12 protein-coding genes, 1 tRNA gene and 3 rRNA genes are annotated in these 19,513 nt (G+C 54.5%); 3 read left to right on the top strand and 13 right to left on the bottom strand.

The genetic code is table 11. From position 1 onward, the window contains the following. Positions 1-188 precede the first annotated feature (188 nt). The gene (iclR, locus tag ACRQ84_RS16570) at positions 189-1,022 is read left to right on the top strand and encodes a glyoxylate bypass operon transcriptional repressor IclR (RefSeq protein ID WP_064737962.1); all 834 of its coding nucleotides are present in this window, start codon (positions 189-191) and stop codon (positions 1,020-1,022) included. Here the strand turns inward: iclR and aceK are convergent. The 8 genes from aceK to ACRQ84_RS16530 all read right to left on the bottom strand — a co-directional run bounded on the left by aceK (position 1,019) and on the right by ACRQ84_RS16530 (position 12,344). After that, positions 1,019-2,752, bottom strand: a complete 1,734-nt coding sequence (gene aceK / locus ACRQ84_RS16565; protein WP_483816614.1) for a bifunctional isocitrate dehydrogenase kinase/phosphatase — start codon at positions 2,750-2,752, stop codon at positions 1,019-1,021. The two genes, iclR and aceK, sit on opposite strands and share 4 nt — an antisense overlap. 136 nt (positions 2,753-2,888) lie before the next feature. Continuing rightward, the gene (aceA, locus tag ACRQ84_RS16560; protein ID WP_483816613.1) at positions 2,889-4,190 is read right to left on the bottom strand and encodes an isocitrate lyase; all 1,302 of its coding nucleotides are present in this window, start codon (positions 4,188-4,190) and stop codon (positions 2,889-2,891) included. 16 nt (positions 4,191-4,206) lie between these two features. Next, the gene (gene aceB, locus ACRQ84_RS16555) at positions 4,207-5,805 is read right to left on the bottom strand and encodes a malate synthase A (protein ID WP_483816612.1); all 1,599 of its coding nucleotides are present in this window, start codon (positions 5,803-5,805) and stop codon (positions 4,207-4,209) included. A 265-nt stretch (positions 5,806-6,070) separates the two neighbouring features. After that, the gene (gene metA, locus ACRQ84_RS16550; protein WP_064737966.1) at positions 6,071-7,000 is read right to left on the bottom strand and encodes a homoserine O-acetyltransferase MetA; all 930 of its coding nucleotides are present in this window, start codon (positions 6,998-7,000) and stop codon (positions 6,071-6,073) included. Between the two features lie 296 nt (positions 7,001-7,296). After that, positions 7,297-7,412: ribosomal RNA gene (gene rrf, locus ACRQ84_RS16545) — 5S ribosomal RNA — on the bottom strand. Between the two features lie 102 nt (positions 7,413-7,514). Further along, positions 7,515-10,422, bottom strand: a 23S ribosomal RNA gene (locus tag ACRQ84_RS16540). A 214-nt stretch (positions 10,423-10,636) separates the two neighbouring features. Next, a tRNA-Glu gene (locus ACRQ84_RS16535) sits at positions 10,637-10,712 on the bottom strand. Positions 10,713-10,801: 89 nt separating this feature from the next. Further along, a 16S ribosomal RNA gene (locus tag ACRQ84_RS16530) occupies positions 10,802-12,344 on the bottom strand. The 16S, 23S and 5S rRNA genes sit together here with 1 tRNA gene alongside, the layout of an rRNA operon. Positions 12,345-12,972: 628 nt before the next feature. Between ACRQ84_RS16530 and purH the strand changes: the two genes are divergently transcribed. Together purH and purD are read left to right on the top strand one after the other, a co-directional pair. Continuing rightward, positions 12,973-14,562 (top strand): bifunctional phosphoribosylaminoimidazolecarboxamide formyltransferase/IMP cyclohydrolase, encoded by a 1,590-nt coding sequence (gene purH, locus ACRQ84_RS16525; RefSeq protein WP_483816611.1) that lies wholly within the window; start codon positions 12,973-12,975, stop codon positions 14,560-14,562. Positions 14,563-14,580: 18 nt separating this feature from the next. After that, on the top strand, positions 14,581-15,861 hold the full coding sequence (purD, locus tag ACRQ84_RS16520; protein ID WP_064741604.1) for a phosphoribosylamine--glycine ligase: 1,281 nt from the start codon (positions 14,581-14,583) through the stop codon (positions 15,859-15,861). Between the two features lie 44 nt (positions 15,862-15,905). Here the strand turns inward: purD and ACRQ84_RS16515 are convergent, their stop codons facing one another. The 5 genes from ACRQ84_RS16515 to hemE all read right to left on the bottom strand — a co-directional run bounded on the left by ACRQ84_RS16515 (position 15,906) and on the right by hemE (position 19,492). Further along, entirely contained in the window at positions 15,906-16,571 is a 666-nt protein-coding gene (locus tag ACRQ84_RS16515; protein WP_483816610.1) for a DUF1481 domain-containing protein, read from the bottom strand. Positions 16,572-16,639: 68 nt separating this feature from the next. Next, on the bottom strand, positions 16,640-16,912 hold the full coding sequence (hupA, locus tag ACRQ84_RS16510) for a nucleoid-associated protein HU-alpha (RefSeq protein WP_007886275.1): 273 nt from the start codon (positions 16,910-16,912) through the stop codon (positions 16,640-16,642). 188 nt (positions 16,913-17,100) lie between these two features. Beyond that, a complete protein-coding gene (locus tag ACRQ84_RS16505; RefSeq protein ID WP_008108422.1) occupies positions 17,101-17,691 on the bottom strand; it encodes a YjaG family protein in 591 nt (196 codons plus the stop codon). A gap of 62 nt (positions 17,692-17,753) precedes the next feature. After that, positions 17,754-18,422: a deoxyribonuclease V gene (gene nfi, locus ACRQ84_RS16500; RefSeq protein ID WP_483816609.1), complete on the bottom strand. Its 669-nt coding sequence runs from the start codon at positions 18,420-18,422 to the stop codon at positions 17,754-17,756. A gap of 2 nt (positions 18,423-18,424) precedes the next feature. Next, on the bottom strand, positions 18,425-19,492 hold the full coding sequence (hemE, locus tag ACRQ84_RS16495) for a uroporphyrinogen decarboxylase (RefSeq protein ID WP_064741601.1): 1,068 nt from the start codon (positions 19,490-19,492) through the stop codon (positions 18,425-18,427). Between the last annotated feature and the right edge of the window lie 21 nt (positions 19,493-19,513).

The following is a 19,513-nucleotide window of genomic DNA, read 5'->3' as shown; positions in this document are numbered from 1 at the left end:
GTCCACGTCATTGCGTTGGCTAAATACCAGCCAGACATACTGGCATAACTTTCAGGTCAGCAAAAGTCAGGTCAGATGAGACATTTTCAGGAATAATAGCCAACAGATCCGACCAGAAAGTGAACGTTTGCATTCATACCATTAAAAACGAAAATGGTTTCCAGCATTAATGCGATTGTGGAGAAGTTATGGCAACCCCTGTGCCCGTGAAACGCGGCAAGAAACCTCGTGCTACAACCACCACCACCAGCGCGCCCGTCGGCGGGCAAGTTCAATCTCTTACGCGCGGCTTGCGCCTGCTGGAGCTGATTGCCGAATCGCATGGCAGTGTGGCGCTTACCGAACTGGCGCAACAGGCCGGTTTACCCAACTCCACCACGCATCGTCTGCTCTCCACCATGCAGCAACAGGGCTTTGTGCATCAGGTCGGTGATTTAGGCTTATGGACTATTGGTTCGCATGCTTTTGTGGTGGGCAGCAGCTTTCTGCAAAGTCGCAATCTGCTGGCGATTGTGCATCCGCTGTTGCGCAAGCTGATGGAGGATGCGGGCGAAACGGTGAATCTGGCGGTGCTGGATCTCAGCGATTATCAGGCGGTAATTATCGACCAGGTACAGTGTACCCAGTTGATGCGCATGTCCGCGCCGATTGGCGGCAAGCTGCCGATGCATGCGTCCGGCGCGGGTAAAGCGTTCCTGGCACATCTTAGCGATGAGCAAGTGACCGCGCTGCTGCATCAAAAAGGGCTGCACCATTACACGCCGAAAACGCTGATCTCCCCGCACAGCCTCAAGGAAAATCTGGCGCTGATTCGTAAGATGGGTTTTTCACATGATGATGAAGAACACGCGCTCGGCCTGCGTTGCGTGGCGGCACCGATTTATGACGAGCACGGCGAACCCTTCGCCGCTATTTCCATTTCTGGCCCGATTGCACGCATGACCGACGACCGCATCACTGAATTGGGGGCGCTGGTGATCCGCGCCGCCAAACAGGTGACGCAAACCTATTCTGGCCGCTAAGCGGCCACCGAGGCATAGCGCGCGCTGAAACGCTGGCTGGCGCGCCAGGCAATCACCTCTTCAATATGCCCTTCGCGGATGCGCGTTTGTAGCGCGCGCCACCAGTTGGGATCAAACAGCTGCGGATGCAAAGCCTGCAGCAGTTTGCCGGTCGCCGGTTCGCTGCATAGCGCATAGCGAAAGGTCTCCGGGAACACATCATCCGGCCCCACGCTGTACCACGGCTCGGCCTGCAGCTCATCTTCTTCGTAGCGCGCCTGCGGTACATCGCGGAACACCAGTTCGCTCATCGGACGGATTTCATCGTAATCGTAAAACACCACGCGGCCGTGACGCGTCATGCCAAAGTTTTTATACAGCATGTCGCCGGGGAAAATATTCGCTGCCGCCAGCTGGCGAATCGCATCGCCATATTCGCCAATTGCGTGCTGCCGTTGTTCCGGCGAAGCCTGAGCCAGCCACAGATTGAGCGGCTCCATGCGGCGCTCCAGCCACAAATGGCGGATGATCACCACATCGTCGCGCACCTCCAGCTTCTCAGGTATGTCGCGTGCAAACTCCGCCATCAGCTCGGCGGGAATACGCGCGCGCGGTAACGCAAAGTGTTCGAACTCCTGCGTATCCGCCATGCGACCGACGCGATCATGCTCTTTGACCATGCGATAGCAATCGCGCACCTGCGCATCGGTAACCTCTTTTTGCGGTGCGAAGCGGTCTTTAATCACCTTAAATACGCGATCAAAACCTGGCAGCGTGAACACCATCATCACCATGCCGCGAATGCCGGGTGCAATGGTGAAATCTTCCTCGCTATGCGCCAGATAGTGCAGATATTCACGATAACATTCGGTTTTACCGTGCTTCTGACAGCCAATCGCCATGTAGCGCTCAGCCACGGTTTTCCCCGGCAGAATCGGGTGCAGCCACGCCACCAGCGCAGCCGGTACCGGCGCATAAACCATGAAATAGGCGCGGGCGAAGCCAAACACGATGCTGGCATCATCACTATCAGTAAGACACGTATCGATCCATAAACGACCGGCATCATCGCGCTGAATCGGCAGTAAACAGGGCACCATGCCGTCGCTGAGCTGCAGCCGTGCAACAATCCACGCGGTTTTGTTACGGTAAAACAGCTCGCTGGCGACATCCAGCGTCGCCGTCGCTAATTGTGCAGCCCCAAACTGCTCGTGCAGATGACGCACAATCCAGCCGATGTCGCGCGTTTGATCCTGCCACGTCAGGCGCAGCGGCATGTCATTCAGCACCTGACGCAGCGTCTCCTGCCAATTCTGCTGTGGGCGATAGAGTCGCGACAACGGGCGCTGCGCAACGGGTGCCGCCGCATAAGGCTGTGACGGAAAGATAAACAAGCGTTCGGGCGACAGATGGCTGTGGCCCTGTAAGCGGCAATAGACCGAATTGAAGAAGCTTTCGGCGATTTCATGGCGTGGATAACCGGGCAGTAAGGTTTCATAATGGCTTTTCACCCGCAGCCAGAACGCTTCGTCCCAGTGCGACGTATCGTTGAGCACGCGCAGTTGATGAGTGACCAGGCCAACGTGGTGATCGTAAAGATGGATGCGCGCCTTCATTGCCTGCTGCACCGCGTGCCAGTCAGCCTGCTCGAAGCGCTGTTGCGCGCCGGCGGTGATATCCAGAAAGCGACCATACTGGGCGTCAAAACCTTGCAGAATGGTGTAGGCGATCAGCGATTCTCTCGGTGTCATCGGCAACGCTCCGGCAGATAATGCCCATCCGTGGACCAGTGAGTGGGTCGAAACACTGCGTTCAATCCCCGCACATTCCGTAGCGGCGCGATTTATCGCGCAATGAATTGCGCCGCTACGATGTCTGCACTCAGTACTAGAACTGAGCGGCTTCGGTGGAGCCGGTTAACGCGGTGACTGAAGATGCTCCGCCCTGAATCACGTTGGTTACGCGATCGAAATAGCCAGTGCCGACTTCCTGCTGATGCGATGAGAAGGTGTAGCCCTTATCGCGCGCCGCAAACTCCGGTTGCTGCACTTTTTCCACGTAATGACGCATGCCTTCGCCCTGCGCATACGCGTGTGCCAGATCGAACATGTTGAACCACATGCTGTGAATACCGGCCAACGTGATGAACTGGAAGCGATAGCCCATTTCGCTCAGCGCCTGCTGGAAACGCGCGATGGTGCGATCGTCGAGGTTCTTCTTCCAGTTAAATGATGGCGAACAGTTATAGGCCAGCAGCTTGCCGGGATACTGCGCATGAATCGCGTCGGCAAAGCGCTGCGCCATGTCGAGATCCGGCGTTGAAGTTTCACACCACAGCACGTCGGCATAGGGCGCATACGACAGCCCGCGACTGATCGCCTGCTCAATCCCGGCATGCGTGCGGAAGAAGCCTTCCGAGGTGCGCTCGCCGGTAATGAACGCCGCATCGCGCGGGTCGCAGTCTGAGGTGATCAGATCGGCGGCATCGGCATCGGTGCGCGCCAGCAATACCGTCGGCACGTTCATTACGTCTGCGGCCAAACGTGCCGCCACCAGTTTCTGAATCGCTTCCTGCGTTGGCACTAATACCTTGCCGCCCATGTGGCCGCACTTCTTCACCGCCGCCAGTTGGTCTTCAAAATGCACCGCGCCCGCACCGGCCTGAATCATCGCTTTCATCAACTCAAAGGCGTTGAGTACGCCGCCAAAGCCCGCTTCCGCATCGGCGACAATCGGTAGGAAGTAATCGATGAAGGCTTCATCGTCTGGCGATATGCCGCTGGCCCACTGAATCTGATCGGCACGTTGGAAGCTCTGGTTTATGCGCTCCACCACATTCGGCACTGAATTCACCGGATACAACGATTGATCGGGATACATCTGCCCGGCCAGGTTAGCATCCGCTGCCACCTGCCAGCCGGAGAGATAAATCGCTTCTATGCCAGCTTTTGCCTGCTGCACCGCTTGTCCGCCGGTTAACGCACCGAGGCTGTTGATATAACCTTTGCTCGATTCACCATTGAGCAACGACCAGAGTTTGGTAGCGCCGCGCTCCGCCAGCGTGCAGGCGGGATTGACCGAACCGCGCAGGTTGATAACGTCTTCCGCACTGTACGGACGGGTAATGCCTTCCCAGCGTGTATCTGTCCAGCTCGATTCCAGTTGTTTGATCTGTTGCGTACGATTCATCGTCATATCTCCAGGTTCAAGGCAGCAGGCGGTAGCCCGGCAGAGTGAGGAAGGAAACCAGCTGGTTATCGGTGGTAATTTGCGCCATCAGCGCGGCGGCATCGTCGAAGCGTCCATTTTGAAAACGTTCCGCGCCAACGGTGTGCTGCAACGCGGCCAGCTCTTCCTCCAGCAGCCGTTCAAACAGCGCTACCGTGACCGGCTGGCCATCGCTGAGAATTTGTTTGTGATGAATCCATTGCCAGATAGAGGTGCGGGCAATTTCAGCGGTGGCGGCATCTTCCATCAGACCATCAATCGGTACGCAGCCGTTGCCGCTGATCCAGGCTTCCAGATAGTGCAGCGCCACGCGAATGTTGGCACGCATGCCCGCTTCGGTGCGCTTGCCGCGACACGGTGCCAACAGACGTTCGGCGGTGATCGGTGCATCCTGCTCGCGCGTGACCTGCAGTTGATTGGGCTTATCGCCCAGCCGACGGTCAAACTCCTCCATCGCGATGTCTGCCAGGCCGGGATGCGCCACCCAGGTTCCGTCGTGACCGTTGCCCGCTTCGCGCGCTTTATCTTCCTGCACCTTCTGCGTCACCCATAAATTGCGCTCTGCATCTTTGCTCGGAATCAACGCCGACATGCCGCCCATCGCCAGTGCGCCACGACGATGGCAGGTTCGGATCAGCAGGCGCGAATAGGCATCGAGGAATGGCTGATCCATGCTGATTTGCTGGCGATCCGGCAGGATACGATCAGGATGCTGGCCCAGCGTTTTGATGTAGCTGAAGATGTAATCCCAGCGGCCACAGTTCAGGCCAACCACGTGATCGCGCAATTCCCACAGGATCTCATCCATCTGGAATACCGCCGGCAGCGTTTCGATCAACACCGTGGCTTTGATGGTGCCGCGTGGCAGATCGAAGCGATCTTCACTAAAGCGGAAGATCTCACGCCACCATGCGACTTCAGCGGCATATTCAGTTTTCGGCAAGTAGAACCACGGTGCGTGACCTTTCTCCAGCAGCGCGTCAACGTTGTGGAAAAAGTAGAGCGCGAAGTCGAACAATCCGCCGGGAATGGCCCGATCGCGCCACTCAACATGCTTTTCATTCAGATGCAGACCACGTACCCGACACATCAGCAGCGCGGGATTGGCGCGCAGCTGGTAGATCTTGCCGGTTTCGCTGGTAAAACTCAGCGTGCCATTGACCGCATCGCGCAGGGTTAATTGCCCATCAACCAGCTTCTGCCACGTTGGCGCCAGTGAATCTTCAAAGTCCGCCATGAAGACGTTGACGTTCGCATTGAGTGCGTTGATCACCATTTTGCGATCCGGCGGGCCGGTGATCTCCACGCGGCGATCTTGTAACAGCGATGGAATCGGACGAACCTGCCATGCACTTTCACGAATGGAAGTGGTTTCCGAATCAAATCCAGGCAGATCACCTTGATCGTAACGCTGCTGGCGTTGCTGGCGTGCTTTCAGTAGACGCTCACGCTCGGGTGCAAAGCGCACCACTAATGCGTGGACGAAGTCGATTGCTTCTGGGGTAAGCAGCTGCTTTTCCGCGTGGGTAAAGGGCTGGCTGAAGGTTAGCGTATTGCTGATAACCGAGTCTGTCATGCGGGCTGCCTCCTGGGTTGATCTGTCGTGTAACGACTGGATCCGGATGTAGGGTGTTTTTTAACCTGCAGGATCAGAGCATAATGGTTTTTATTTTATTTTCAAAAACTATTTCCATTTTAATTCTTATAGCAATTTATACGATTGATAAATATGTAATTTAAACTCTCGAATTAAAGGCAATAGATTCCACTCAAGAACAGAAGATAAAAAAAAGCCGCGCTAGCTTTTGGCTATCGCGGCAGGTTCGAACGAGGTATTGGGTTTATTCGAGTGTTGGATTCATACGGCGCAGATCGAACGGCGTGATCTGATAAACGTAGTAGTTCAGCCAATTGGAGAACAGCAGGTTACCATGGCTGCGCCAGGTGGCACGCGGCGGCAGTTCTGGATTGTCCTGCGGGAAGTAGTTGAAGGGCACTTCCGGTAACAGGCCAGCATCGTAATCGCGGTGATATTCGCCTGAGAGCGTCAAGGCATCGTACTCAGGATGGCCGGTGACAAACGCCAGACGCTTGTCTTTGCTTGCCATAAGGTACGCGCCGGTGGATTCCGATTCGGCAAATAGCTCAAGATCAGTGTAATCGCGGATCAGTTGGCTTGGGAAATCGGCATAGCGTGAATGGGGCGCCAGGAAGTTGTCGTCAAAACCACGCGTCAGCAAGGCGTGAGGATGCAGAATTTGATGTTCATAAACGCCGGACAGTTTGTTCTGTCGTGTTTGTTTAGGAATGCCATACAGAATGTTCAGTGCTGCCTGAACCGCCCAACAGACAAAGAGCGTGGAGGTAACGTGTTCATTCGCCCAATGCAGCACGCGCTGAATCTGCGGCCAATAAGCGACATCATTGAAATCGACCAATCCCAGCGGCGCGCCGGTCACAATCAGTCCATCAAAGTTATCGTTTTGGATGTCTTCAAAGTTGCAGTAGAAATTGTTCAAATGCTCCGTCGGCGTGTTGCGCGACTCGCGGCTATCGATGCGCAGTAGCTGTACATCAATCTGCAACGGTGAGTTAGAGAGCAGACGCAGGAACTGGTTTTCCGTTTCAATCTTCTTTGGCATCAGGTTAAGAATCAGCACTTTTAGCGGACGGATCTCCTGAACACTGGCGCGCGACGACGTCATGACAAAGACGTTTTCATCACGCAAAAAATTCACTGCCGGTAATTCGTCGGGAATCCTGATTGGCATAACCTGCTCACCTCTTACTTATAACCATATAAACGTTTAGACATCCAGATGCCCGACATTAGCCTGGTATGCTGCGAATGTCGAGTCTTCATGCAGTTTATGAAAATGTTTCAGCTTTAAGTTGTTTTGGGATGAAGCGCTAAGAGTTTATAAATATTTGAGGCGTATAGGGGCTGGTTTTTTAGCTATTTACGTTAATTTTATGCAGATAATTGCGCCAAAATCCTGCAATCTTGCCGATCTGCAGACGTAAAAAAGCCCCGAACTTCCGTCCGGGGCTTCTTCACCTGATTAATGCCTGGCAGTTCCCTACTCTCGCATGGGGAGACCCCACACTACCATCGGCGCTACGGCGTTTCACTTCTGAGTTCGGCATGGGGTCAGGTGGGACCACCGCGCTAAAGCCGCCAGGCAAATTCTTTTGCTCACGCCGCCCTCGCGGGCCGCGCAAATCTATCCGGTAAAACAAGCTGAAAATTTCAGGTCTCTCAGACCAAAACGCCTCTGGCGTTGTAAGGTTAAGCCTCACGGGTCATTAGTACCGGTTAGCTCAACGCATCGCTGCGCTTACACATCCGGCCTATCAACGTCGTAGTCTTCAACGTCCCTTCAGGACCCTCAAGGGGTCAGGGAGAACTCATCTCGGGGCAAGTTTCGTGCTTAGATGCTTTCAGCACTTATCTTTTCCGCACTTAGCTACCGGGCAATGCCATTGGCATGACAACCCGAACACCAGTGGTGCGTTCACTCCGGTCCTCTCGTACTAGGAGCAACCCCCCTCAATTCTCCAGCGCCCACGGCAGATAGGGACCGAACTGTCTCACGACGTTCTAAACCCAGCTCGCGTACCACTTTAAACGGCGAACAGCCGTACCCTTGGGACCTACTTCAGCCCCAGGATGTGATGAGCCGACATCGAGGTGCCAAACACCGCCGTCGATATGAACTCTTGGGCGGTATCAGCCTGTTATCCCCGGAGTACCTTTTATCCGTTGAGCGATGGCCCTTCCATTCAGAACCACCGGATCACTATGACCTGCTTTCGCACCTGCTCGAGCCGTCACTCTCGCAGTCAAGCTGGCTTATGCCATTGCACTAACCTCCTGATGTCCGACCAGGATTAGCCAACCTTCGTGCTCCTCCGTTACTCTTTGGGAGGAGACCGCCCCAGTCAAACTACCCACCAGACACTGTCCGCAGCCCGGGTAACGGGCCTACGTTAGAACATCAAACATTAAAGGGTGGTATTTCAAGGTTGGCTCCACGCAGACTGGCGTCCACGCTTCAAAGCCTCCCACCTATCCTACACATCAAGGCTCAATGTTCAGTGTCAAGCTATAGTAAAGGTTCACGGGGTCTTTCCGTCTTGCCGCGGGTACACTGCATCTTCACAGCGATTTCAATTTCACTGAGTCTCGGGTGGAGACAGCCTGGCCATCATTACGCCATTCGTGCAGGTCGGAACTTACCCGACAAGGAATTTCGCTACCTTAGGACCGTTATAGTTACGGCCGCCGTTTACCGGGGCTTCGATCAAGAGCTTCTCCTTGCGGATAACCCCATCAATTAACCTTCCGGCACCGGGCAGGCGTCACACCGTATACGTCCACTTTCGTGTTTGCACAGTGCTGTGTTTTTAATAAACAGTTGCAGCCAGCTGGTATCTTCGACTGGCTTCGGCTCGGGGAGCAAGTCCCTTCACCTACGCGCCAGCGTGCCTTCTCCCGAAGTTACGGCACCATTTTGCCTAGTTCCTTCACCCGAGTTCTCTCAAGCGCCTTGGTATTCTCTACCTGACCACCTGTGTCGGTTTGGGGTACGATTTCGTGTTACCTGGAGCTTAGAGGCTTTTCCTGGAAGCAGGGCATCAGTTACTTCACCACCGTGGTGGCTCGTCGTCACGCCTCAGCCTTAAGACACCCCGGATTTACCAAAGATGTCAGCCTACACGCTTAAACCGGGACAACCGTCGCCCGGATAACCTAGCCTTCTCCGTCCCCCCTTCGCAGTAACACCAAGTGCAGGAATATTAACCTGCTTCCCATCGACTACGCTTTTCAGCCTCGCCTTAGGGGTCGACTCACCCTGCTCCGATTAACGTTGAACAGGAACCCTTGGTCTTCCGGCGAGCGGGCTTTTCACCCGCTTTATCGTTACTTATGTCAGCATTCGCACTTCTGATACCTCCAGCATGCCTCACAGCACACCTTCAACGGCTTACAGAACGCTCCCCTACCCAACAACACATAGTGTCGCTGCCGCAGCTTCGGTGCATGGTTTAGCCCCGTTACATCTTCCGCGCAGGCCGACTCGACCAGTGAGCTATTACGCTTTCTTTAAATGATGGCTGCTTCTAAGCCAACATCCTGGCTGTCTGTGCCTTCCCACATCGTTTCCCACTTAACCATGACTTTGGGACCTTAGCTGGCGGTCTGGGTTGTTTCCCTCTTCACGACGGACGTTAGCACCCGCCGTGTGTCTCCCGTGATAACATTCTTCGGTATTCGCAGTTTGCATCGGGTTGGTAAGCCGGGATGGCCCCCTAGCCGAAACAGTGCTCTACCCCCGAAGATGAGTTCACGAGGCGCTACCTAAATAGCTTTCGGGGAGAACCAGCTATCTCCCGGTTTGATTGGCCTTTCACCCCCAGCCACAAGTCATCCGCTAATTTTTCAACATTAGTCGGTTCGGTCCTCCAGTTAGTGTTACCCAACCTTCAACCTGCCCATGGCTAGATCACCGGGTTTCGGGTCTATACCCTGCAACTTAACGCCCAGTTAAGACTCGGTTTCCCTGCGGCTCCCCTATACGGTTAACCTTGCTACAGAATATAAGTCGCTGACCCATTATACAAAAGGTACGCAGTCACCCCCATAAATGAAGGCTCCCACTGCTTGTACGTACACGGTTTCAGGTTCTGTTTCACTCCCCTCGCCGGGGTTCTTTTCGCCTTTCCCTCACGGTACTGGTTCACTATCGGTCAGTCAGGAGTATTTAGCCTTGGAGGATGGTCCCCCCATATTCAGACAGGATACCACGTGTCCCGCCCTACTCTTCGAACTCACAGAATGTGCACTTTCGTGTACGGGGCTATCACCCGGTATCGCGCGACTTTCCAGACGCTTCCACTAACGCACAAACTGATTCAGGTTCTGGGCTGTTCCCCGTTCGCTCGCCGCTACTGGGGGAATCTCGGTTGATTTCTTTTCCTCTGGGTACTTAGATGTTTCAGTTCCCCAGGTTCGCCTCGCAACACTATGTATTCATGTTGCGATGATGCACTGAGTGCACCGGGTTTCCCCATTCGGACATCGTCGGCTGTAGCGGTTCATATCACCTTACCGACGCTTTACGCAGATTAGCACGTCCTTCATCGCCTCTGACTGCCAGGGCATCCACCGTGTACGCTTAGTCGCTTAACCTCACAACCCACAGGCGTTTTGCAACGCTGCAGACTGCAAGCATTTGAGAGACTCGAACATGTCGTTATTCATTTCTTATTACGGAGAAATGAACCAACACGTCGTTTCAATTTTCAGCTTGTTCCGGATTGTTAAAGAGCAATATCTCAAACATGACGGTTACGTCAGTTTTGAGATATTTCGTGGAGACACCTTTCACCTGTCACCAAGCAAGTGGCGTCCCCTAGGGGATTCGAACCCCTGTTACCGCCGTGAAAGGGCGGTGTCCTAGGCCTCTAGACGAAGGGGACACGATTCGTGTCACGACTTCGCAGCCGTCTTGCTCATTACTTTCTATCAGACAATCTGTGTGAGCACTACGCGGGAAGGTATCTTCAGGTAAGGAGGTGATCCAACCGCAGGTTCCCCTACGGTTACCTTGTTACGACTTCACCCCAGTCATGAATCACAAAGTGGTAAGCGCCCTCCCGAAGGTTAAGCTACCTACTTCTTTTGCAACCCACTCCCATGGTGTGACGGGCGGTGTGTACAAGGCCCGGGAACGTATTCACCGTAGCATTCTGATCTACGATTACTAGCGATTCCGACTTCACGGAGTCGAGTTGCAGACTCCGATCCGGACTACGACGCACTTTATGAGGTCCGCTTGCTCTCGCGAGGTCGCTTCTCTTTGTATGCGCCATTGTAGCACGTGTGTAGCCCTACTCGTAAGGGCCATGATGACTTGACGTCATCCCCACCTTCCTCCAGTTTATCACTGGCAGTCTCCTTTGAGTTCCCGGCATAACCCGCTGGCAACAAAGGATAAGGGTTGCGCTCGTTGCGGGACTTAACCCAACATTTCACAACACGAGCTGACGACAGCCATGCAGCACCTGTCTCAGAGTTCCCGAAGGCACCAAAGCATCTCTGCTAAGTTCTCTGGATGTCAAGAGTAGGTAAGGTTCTTCGCGTTGCATCGAATTAAACCACATGCTCCACCGCTTGTGCGGGCCCCCGTCAATTCATTTGAGTTTTAACCTTGCGGCCGTACTCCCCAGGCGGTCGACTTAACGCGTTAGCTCCGGAAGCCACTCCTCAAGGGAACAACCTCCAAGTCGACATCGTTTACGGCGTGGACTACCAGGGTATCTAATCCTGTTTGCTCCCCACGCTTTCGCACCTGAGCGTCAGTCTTTGTCCAGGGGGCCGCCTTCGCCACCGGTATTCCTCCAGATCTCTACGCATTTCACCGCTACACCTGGAATTCTACCCCCCTCTACAAGACTCTAGCCTGCCAGTTTCGAATGCAGTTCCCAGGTTAAGCCCGGGGATTTCACATCCGACTTGACAGACCGCCTGCGTGCGCTTTACGCCCAGTAATTCCGATTAACGCTTGCACCCTCCGTATTACCGCGGCTGCTGGCACGGAGTTAGCCGGTGCTTCTTCTGCGGGTAACGTCAATCGGTAAGGTTATTAACCTCACCGCCTTCCTCCCCGCTGAAAGTACTTTACAACCCGAAGGCCTTCTTCATACACGCGGCATGGCTGCATCAGGCTTGCGCCCATTGTGCAATATTCCCCACTGCTGCCTCCCGTAGGAGTCTGGACCGTGTCTCAGTTCCAGTGTGGCTGGTCATCCTCTCAGACCAGCTAGGGATCGTCGCCTAGGTGAGCCATTACCCCACCTACTAGCTAATCCCATCTGGGCACATCCGATGGTGTGAGGCCCGAAGGTCCCCCACTTTGGTCTTGCGACGTTATGCGGTATTAGCTACCGTTTCCAGTAGTTATCCCCCTCCATCGGGCAGTTTCCCAGACATTACTCACCCGTCCGCCACTCGTCACCCAAGGAGCAAGCTCCTCTGTGCTACCGTTCGACTTGCATGTGTTAGGCCTGCCGCCAGCGTTCAATCTGAGCCATGATCAAACTCTTCAATTTAAGTTTGATTTGCTGCAACGAGTGCAGCGATGCTCATCTGTAAAACGTCATAATGAATTTCATTATGTGTTCACTCGTGAGACTTGATATTTTTTGCGTCCGGAGACGCTGATATCAATCCTGCGAGTGCCCACACAGATTGTCTGATAAATTGTTAAAGAGCGTTGCGAGCAGCGGGTTAACCGTCTGTCGCGAGGTGGCGTATATTACGCTTTCCTCCTTCGGAGTCAAACACTTTTTTTCAGCGTTTTCATCCGGCGGAAGTTCTTTCGAAACTTCCTCATCAACACCACATTTCGTAAACCGTTGTGCCGTGTTGATGGATGCGCATTATAGGGAGTTGTTCTCAGGGCGCAACCGCTAAATTCAATAAAAACAACCGTTCGCTGCATTCCACAGCAAAACCCCGCCTTATACGCAGTTACACACATAGTTATCCACACTCTGCTGCACAAATGAATTTAGGCGAGCATCACGCAAACGTTTTCGCTACAATGCCCGGCGACGTCAAGGATGCCCCTTTTGGGGCGTTACATGAGGCAAGTGATTCCTTCTATATAGAAGAGAAGCACTGAGCTTGATGTAACGCTCTTTTTTACGCGAAACAAAGCCAAGGGATAAAACCACCATGCAACAACGTCGTCCTGTACGCCGCGCTCTGCTCAGTGTCTCTGATAAAGCCGGTATCCTCGAATTTGCTCAGGCACTCTCCAGTCGTGGTGTTGAGCTGCTCTCCACAGGCGGTACTGCACGTCTGCTGGCAGATGCGGGCCTGCCCGTCACCGAAGTTTCTGACTACACCGGTTTCCCGGAAATGATGGATGGACGCGTCAAAACGCTGCACCCAAAAGTGCATGGCGGCATTTTGGGGCGTCGTGGTCAGGATGATGCGATTATGGCTGAACACGCCATTAATCCTATCGATATGGTGGTAGTGAACCTTTATCCCTTTGCCCAAACCGTTGCCAAACCCGATTGCTCATTAGCGGATGCGGTCGAGAACATCGACATTGGTGGCCCAACGATGGTTCGCTCCGCGGCGAAGAACCACAAAGACGTGGCGATTGTGGTGAAGAGCAGCGATTACGAGGCGATTATTGCTGAGCTGGATGCCAACGAAAACTCGCTGACGCTAGAAACACGTTTTGATCTGGCCATTAAAGCCTTCGAACATACCGCCGCTTACGACAGCATGATTGCCAACTACTTCGGTAGCCTGGTACCAGCCTATCATGGCGATAGCAAAGAACCTGCTGGCCGCTTCCCGCGCACGCTCAACCTTAACTTCATTAAGAAGCAGGATATGCGTTACGGCGAGAACAGCCATCAGGATGCAGCCTTCTATATAGAAGAGAATGTGGCTGAAGCGTCTGTTGCCACCGCGCAGCAGGTTCAGGGCAAAGCACTTTCCTACAACAATATCGCCGATACCGATGCCGCACTCGAATGTGTGAAAGAGTTCGACGAAGCCGCTTGCGTGATCGTCAAACATGCTAACCCTTGCGGTGTGGCGGTTGGCGGTTCGATTCTCGACGCTTACGAGCGAGCCTACAAGACTGACCCGACTTCTGCTTTTGGCGGCATCATCGCCTTCAACCGCGAGCTGGACGAAGCCACCGCGCAGGCGATCATCAGCCGTCAGTTTGTTGAAGTGATCATCGCCCCATCCGCCAGCGAAGCTGCATTGAAAGTCACCGCCGCCAAGCAGAACGTACGCGTTCTGGTGTGTGGTCAGTGGCAAGGCCGTGTCGCTGCGCTGGATTTCAAACGTGTAAACGGCGGCGTGCTGGTCCAGGATCGCGATCTGGGCATGGTTGATGCCAGCCAGCTGCGCGTTGTTAGCAAGCGTCAGCCAACTGAACAGGAACTGCGTGACGCGTTGTTCTGCTGGAAAGTGGCGAAGTTCGTTAAATCCAATGCCATCGTTTATGCGCGTGACAATATGACCATCGGCATTGGTGCCGGTCAGATGAGCCGCGTTTACTCGGCCAAAATTGCCGGCATTAAAGCGGGTGACGAAGGTTTGGAAGTGAAAGGTTCAGCGATGGCTTCTGACGCCTTCTTCCCATTCCGAGACGGTATCGATGCCGCAGCAGCGGTCGGCATCAGCTGCGTGATTCAACCGGGTGGTTCAATCCGTGATGATGAAGTGATTGCCGCCGCTGATGAGCACGGCATCGCGATGATCTTTACCGACATGCGTCATTTCCGCCATTAATTGTTGGGAGCAGTACTGATGAAAATTTTAGTGATTGGTAATGGCGGACGTGAACACGCACTGGCGTGGAAAGCAGCACAGTCGCCACTGGCGGAAACGGTGTTTGTCGCGCCAGGCAATGCGGGCACCGCGCTGGAACCGGCTCTGCAAAACGTGGCAATCAGCGCTACCGACGTTCCCGCGCTGCTGGCTTTTGCGCAGCAGGAAAAAATCGATCTGACCATCGTGGGACCGGAAGCGCCACTGGTGATTGGCGTAGTTGATGCGTTCCGTGCTGCAGGTCTGAAGATTTTTGGCCCAACGCAAGCCGCTGCCCAGTTAGAAGGCTCAAAAGCCTTCACCAAAGATTTCCTCGCACGTCAGCAGATTCCCACTGCCGAATACCAAAACTTCACCGAAGTGGAGCCTGCGCTGGCATATCTGCGTGAGAAAGGCGCACCGATCGTCATCAAAGCGGACGGCCTTGCGGCAGGTAAAGGCGTGATCGTGGCGATGGAGCTGGCTGAAGCAGAAGCAGCAGTACAAGACATGCTGGCTGGCAATGCGTTCGGCGATGCCGGTCACCGCATCGTGATCGAAGAGTTCCTGGATGGCGAAGAAGCCAGCTTCATCGTGATGGTTGATGGCAACAATGTGCTGCCGATGGCCACCAGCCAGGATCACAAGCGCGTTGGCGATGGTGATACCGGTCCGAATACCGGCGGCATGGGCGCTTACTCTCCGGCACCCGTGGTGACCGATGAGATCCACCAGCGCGTGATGGATCAAATCATCTGGCCAACCGTTAACGGCATGAAAGCAGAAGGCAACATCTACACCGGTTTCCTGTATGCCGGTTTGATGATCGATAAAGCCGGTCAGCCAAAAGTGATCGAGTTCAACTGCCGTTTTGGCGATCCCGAAACTCAGCCCATCATGCTGCGTCTGCAGTCGGATCTGGTTGCGCTGTGTCTGGCTGCTACAGATGGCAAACTGGATCAGCAGACCTCGCAATGGGATCCGCGTCCATCATTAGGCGTGGTATTAGCGGCAGGTGGTTATCCGGGCGATTACACCACTGGCGATCAGATTCACGGTCTGCCGCTGGAAGAAGTGCCGGACGGGAAAGTCTTCCACGCCGGTACTACCATGAAAGACGATTTGGTGGTAACCAACGGTGGCCGCGTGTTGTGCGTAACTGCGCTGGGTGACGACGTTGCCGCGGCGCAGAAAAACGCTTATGCGCTGGCGCAACATATCTCATGGGATGGCAGCTTCTGCCGTCGCGATATCGGCTACCGCGCGATTAACCGCAAATAAGTATGCAAAGGGGCACAGCACGTGCCCCTTATCTTATTCACACGTCAGAAATCGCTCTCTTTTGGCTGCCAGCTGCATTCGTCATCTGGCGTAGCACGTAGCAGCTGCACGCCTTCCGGCGCTTCCAGCCACGACACCATCAATGGCGCAGACTGCATCTTTTGCTGGCGAGCTAGCGCATAAATCGTGTCGCGATCAAAGGCCGCATTCACCACCTTGTCGTCGCACGCTCGTACCTGATTGCCGCCCCACCAGTGCCCCTGCCGCAGCAGTACACGACCTTCCAGCAACGCATTACTTTGATCCAACATGCGCTGCGCATCGAAACGGTATAACTCAACACTATCAGCGCTAACCGCCTCACGTCGTCCCGCCAACTGGCGCTGCATGAAATTAAGATTGCCCTGGTGATCGAAGCGTAAGGTGACATCGTCTGGCTGTGCGCCAGCAATGCGCCGTTCAACGCTAATCAGCTTCTGCTGCTGCCAGTTGTAATCGGTTGTCTCCATCGCATCGCCATTGAACGGTGTGAAAACAGTGCGCAGATGCACAGCTTGATGATCGTTATTTTTGCGCCAAATGCGCACGGTGCCGCGGTCGGCCAGATAGCCGCTCGCCGTAAAGGCAGGAAGATCAGAAGTGGAGCTACAGCCCGTGAGCAGCGCACCGAACAACAGGGCGCAAATGCGCTGTGAAAATGGATTCAGCATGGCAGGTCCCGGCAACAAAAAGGGGCGCTAACGCCCCCTCTTTTCAAGCTAAACCGCAATGCGGAAACTTACTTAACAGCGTCTTTCAGAGCTTTGCCTGAAACGAATGCTGGCACGTTAGCCGCAGCAATTTTGATCTCTTTGCCAGTCTGCGGATTGCGACCGGTACGCTCAGCGCGGTGGTTCACTTTAAAAGTACCAAAACCAACCAGTTGTACAGCATCACCTTCTTTCAGAGACTCAGTGATCGCAGCCAGGGTAGATTCCAGCGCAGTCTTAGCCTGGGTTTTAGACAGGTCAGCTTTCTCTGCGATCACATCAATCAGTTGAGTCTTGTTCATAAGTTATCCTTAAAGTGTATTTATCGCTTGCTAAGCAACGAGTGCGAGGGAAAAGCCCTTCTCAGGCCTTGTTCAGCCAGCACGCACCGATAGCCACAATTTTCAGCCCCCCAAATGTAGACCAGACAGGGGGCCGATGTGAAGCCTCCAGGCGCGGTAATTCGGGCCTGAAGTCACGTTTTATTGCCTTATTGCTGAAAAAGTATACCGATGTTACTGATTCCCGCTTCGCGCAGGTCTGCACGCAGGCCTTTAATCAATTCCAGGTCGCGCTCCTCGCACTCGGACAGCAGGCGGAAAATCTCCCACTGCAGGTCCCATTCATCGATGACGGCCTGATTTTCACGCAGCTCTTCGTCGGTCATTTCGCGGCCAGCCTGGGTCATTTCCAGAATCGCTACGGTAGTGATCGAGGTGCGGCTAACTTCAACCGCGTGCTCCAGCGTTTCACCGCTGAGTTGAGCATGCAGTAATTCACTCAATGCCACGCAGGCATCGATCGCTGGATGCACACCGTAAACCTCGAAATCGTCACCGTCAGGGATAGCCGCTTCAAATTTCTCCAGCTGACCGTCGAAATTGATTTTGGCATCTTTGACCGTCAGGCTTTCCCAAATGAGATCGAGGATACGACGATAGAGTTGCGGATCGGCGAATTCGGTCTGCTGACAGAAAGCCCAATAGTTGGGGAACATACGCTCGCAGAGACAGGCCATAAAAGTCATATGCTGCCAGCTTTCAAGCTTCGCCAGACGCAAATGGACGGGATTCTGTAACATCAAACTTACTCTCAATAGGTTAGCTGGCGGCAGTGTACCGCAAAAGCCGGGCGCAAACAGCGTTAAGGCGTATTTTGCCAACGCAGAAAGGCCGGGCGTCCAGAGGCTACGGCATCCGCCCAGCGCGTCGGTTCCGGCAAACGGTAACCCGCCGTACAGGTTTCAACCCAATGCAATGCACTATCCAGGCTGACGCGATGGCCTGTTGAGATAAACAGCGGATTACAGCGTGCTTTACTGCGCCACACCCAGCCAATCTGTTCACCCTTGTCCATCAGCGGCTGGCGGCTGCCAGGCTCAGCGTCCAGTTCCGCAAAGCGCCCACACAAACGCTTCTTCGCCACTCCAATGGTCGGCACATCCACCAGCGAACCAAAATGCGCGGCCACGCCAAGCCGACGGGGATGGGAAATACCATGGCCATCAACAAACAGTAGATCGGGCAGTTGGGAGAGCTGCTGCCACGCTTCCAGCAGCGCCGGCATTTCACGGAAGGATAAGAAGCCTGGAATATACGGCATGGTGGTGGCCACGCGCGCAATGCGATGCTCTACCAGCGTTAAAGAAGGGTATTCGAGGATAACCAGGGCAGCACGAGTGATCTCCCCGCCCTGCTCAAAACCGACATCGGCACCACCAATAAAGCGCGGCGGCAGCACGTCGAAATCATCCTGCCGCACCACATCAGCAGCGCGTTGTAACTGTTCCTGGCGGAGTGCGGCTAAATCCACGATCAGGCCTGATGATAAGGACGTGACAGGCGGTGCACCGCTTCCACAAACGCACCAGCATGTTCCGGTGGTACGTCGGGATGGATGCCGTGACCAAGGTTAAATACGTGACCTTCGCCGGCGCCAAAACCTTCAAGAATACCCGCCACTTCCTGCTCAATGCGCGCTGGCGGAGCATACAGCATGGAGGGATCCATGTTGCCCTGCAGCGCCACTTTGTCTCCTACACGACGACGCGCATCCGCGATATCGGTAGTCCAGTCCAGTCCCAGCGCATCACAGCCAGTCGCGGCGATCGCTTCCAGCCATTGGCCGCCACCTTTGGTGAACAGCGTAATCGGTACACGACGGCCTTCGTTCTCGTGCAGCACGCTATCAACGATTTTGTGCATGTAATACAGCGAGAATTCGCGATAGTCGCGTCCGGTCAGCACGCCGCCCCAGGTATCGAACACCATGATTGACTGCGCACCGGCTTTGATCTGCGCATTCAGATAGAGAATCACGCTGTCCGCCAGCTTATCCAGCAGCTTGTGCAGGGTTTGCGGTTCGGCATACATCATCTTTTTGATTTTGGTGAAGGCTTTGCTACTGCCGCCTTCAACCATGTAGGTCGCCAGCGTCCACGGACTGCCGGAGAAGCCGATCAGCGGCACTTCGCCTTTCAGGTTGTGACGAATGGTACGCACCGCGTTCATCACATAACCCAGTTCTTGCTCGGGGTCCGGCACTGGCAGCTTATCGACATCCGCACGGCAGGTAATCGGATTGGAGAAGCGCGGGCCTTCGCCGGTCTCAAAGTAGAGCCCAAGGCCCATCGCATCTGGAATAGTAAGAATGTCGCTGAAGAGGATCGCCGCATCCAGCGCATAGCGACGCAGCGGTTGCAGCGTGACTTCACACGCTAGCTCAGCATTCTTACACAGCGACATAAAATCACCGGCCTCAGCGCGCGTGGCTTTGTACTCCGGCAAATAACGCCCGGCTTGTCGCATCATCCATACCGGCGTGACATCTACCGGCTGACGTAACAGGGCGCGCAGATAACGATCGTTCTTCAGTTCACTCATAATGGGCTCTCTCATGCTAAG

Source organism: Pantoea sp. E2023-21 (genome assembly GCF_051302795.1).
Lineage (GTDB): Bacteria > Pseudomonadota > Gammaproteobacteria > Enterobacterales > Enterobacteriaceae > Pantoea > Pantoea ludwigii_A.
The sequence above is the reverse complement of the archived record's forward strand: the minus strand, read 5'-3'. Positions and strand labels throughout refer to the sequence as shown.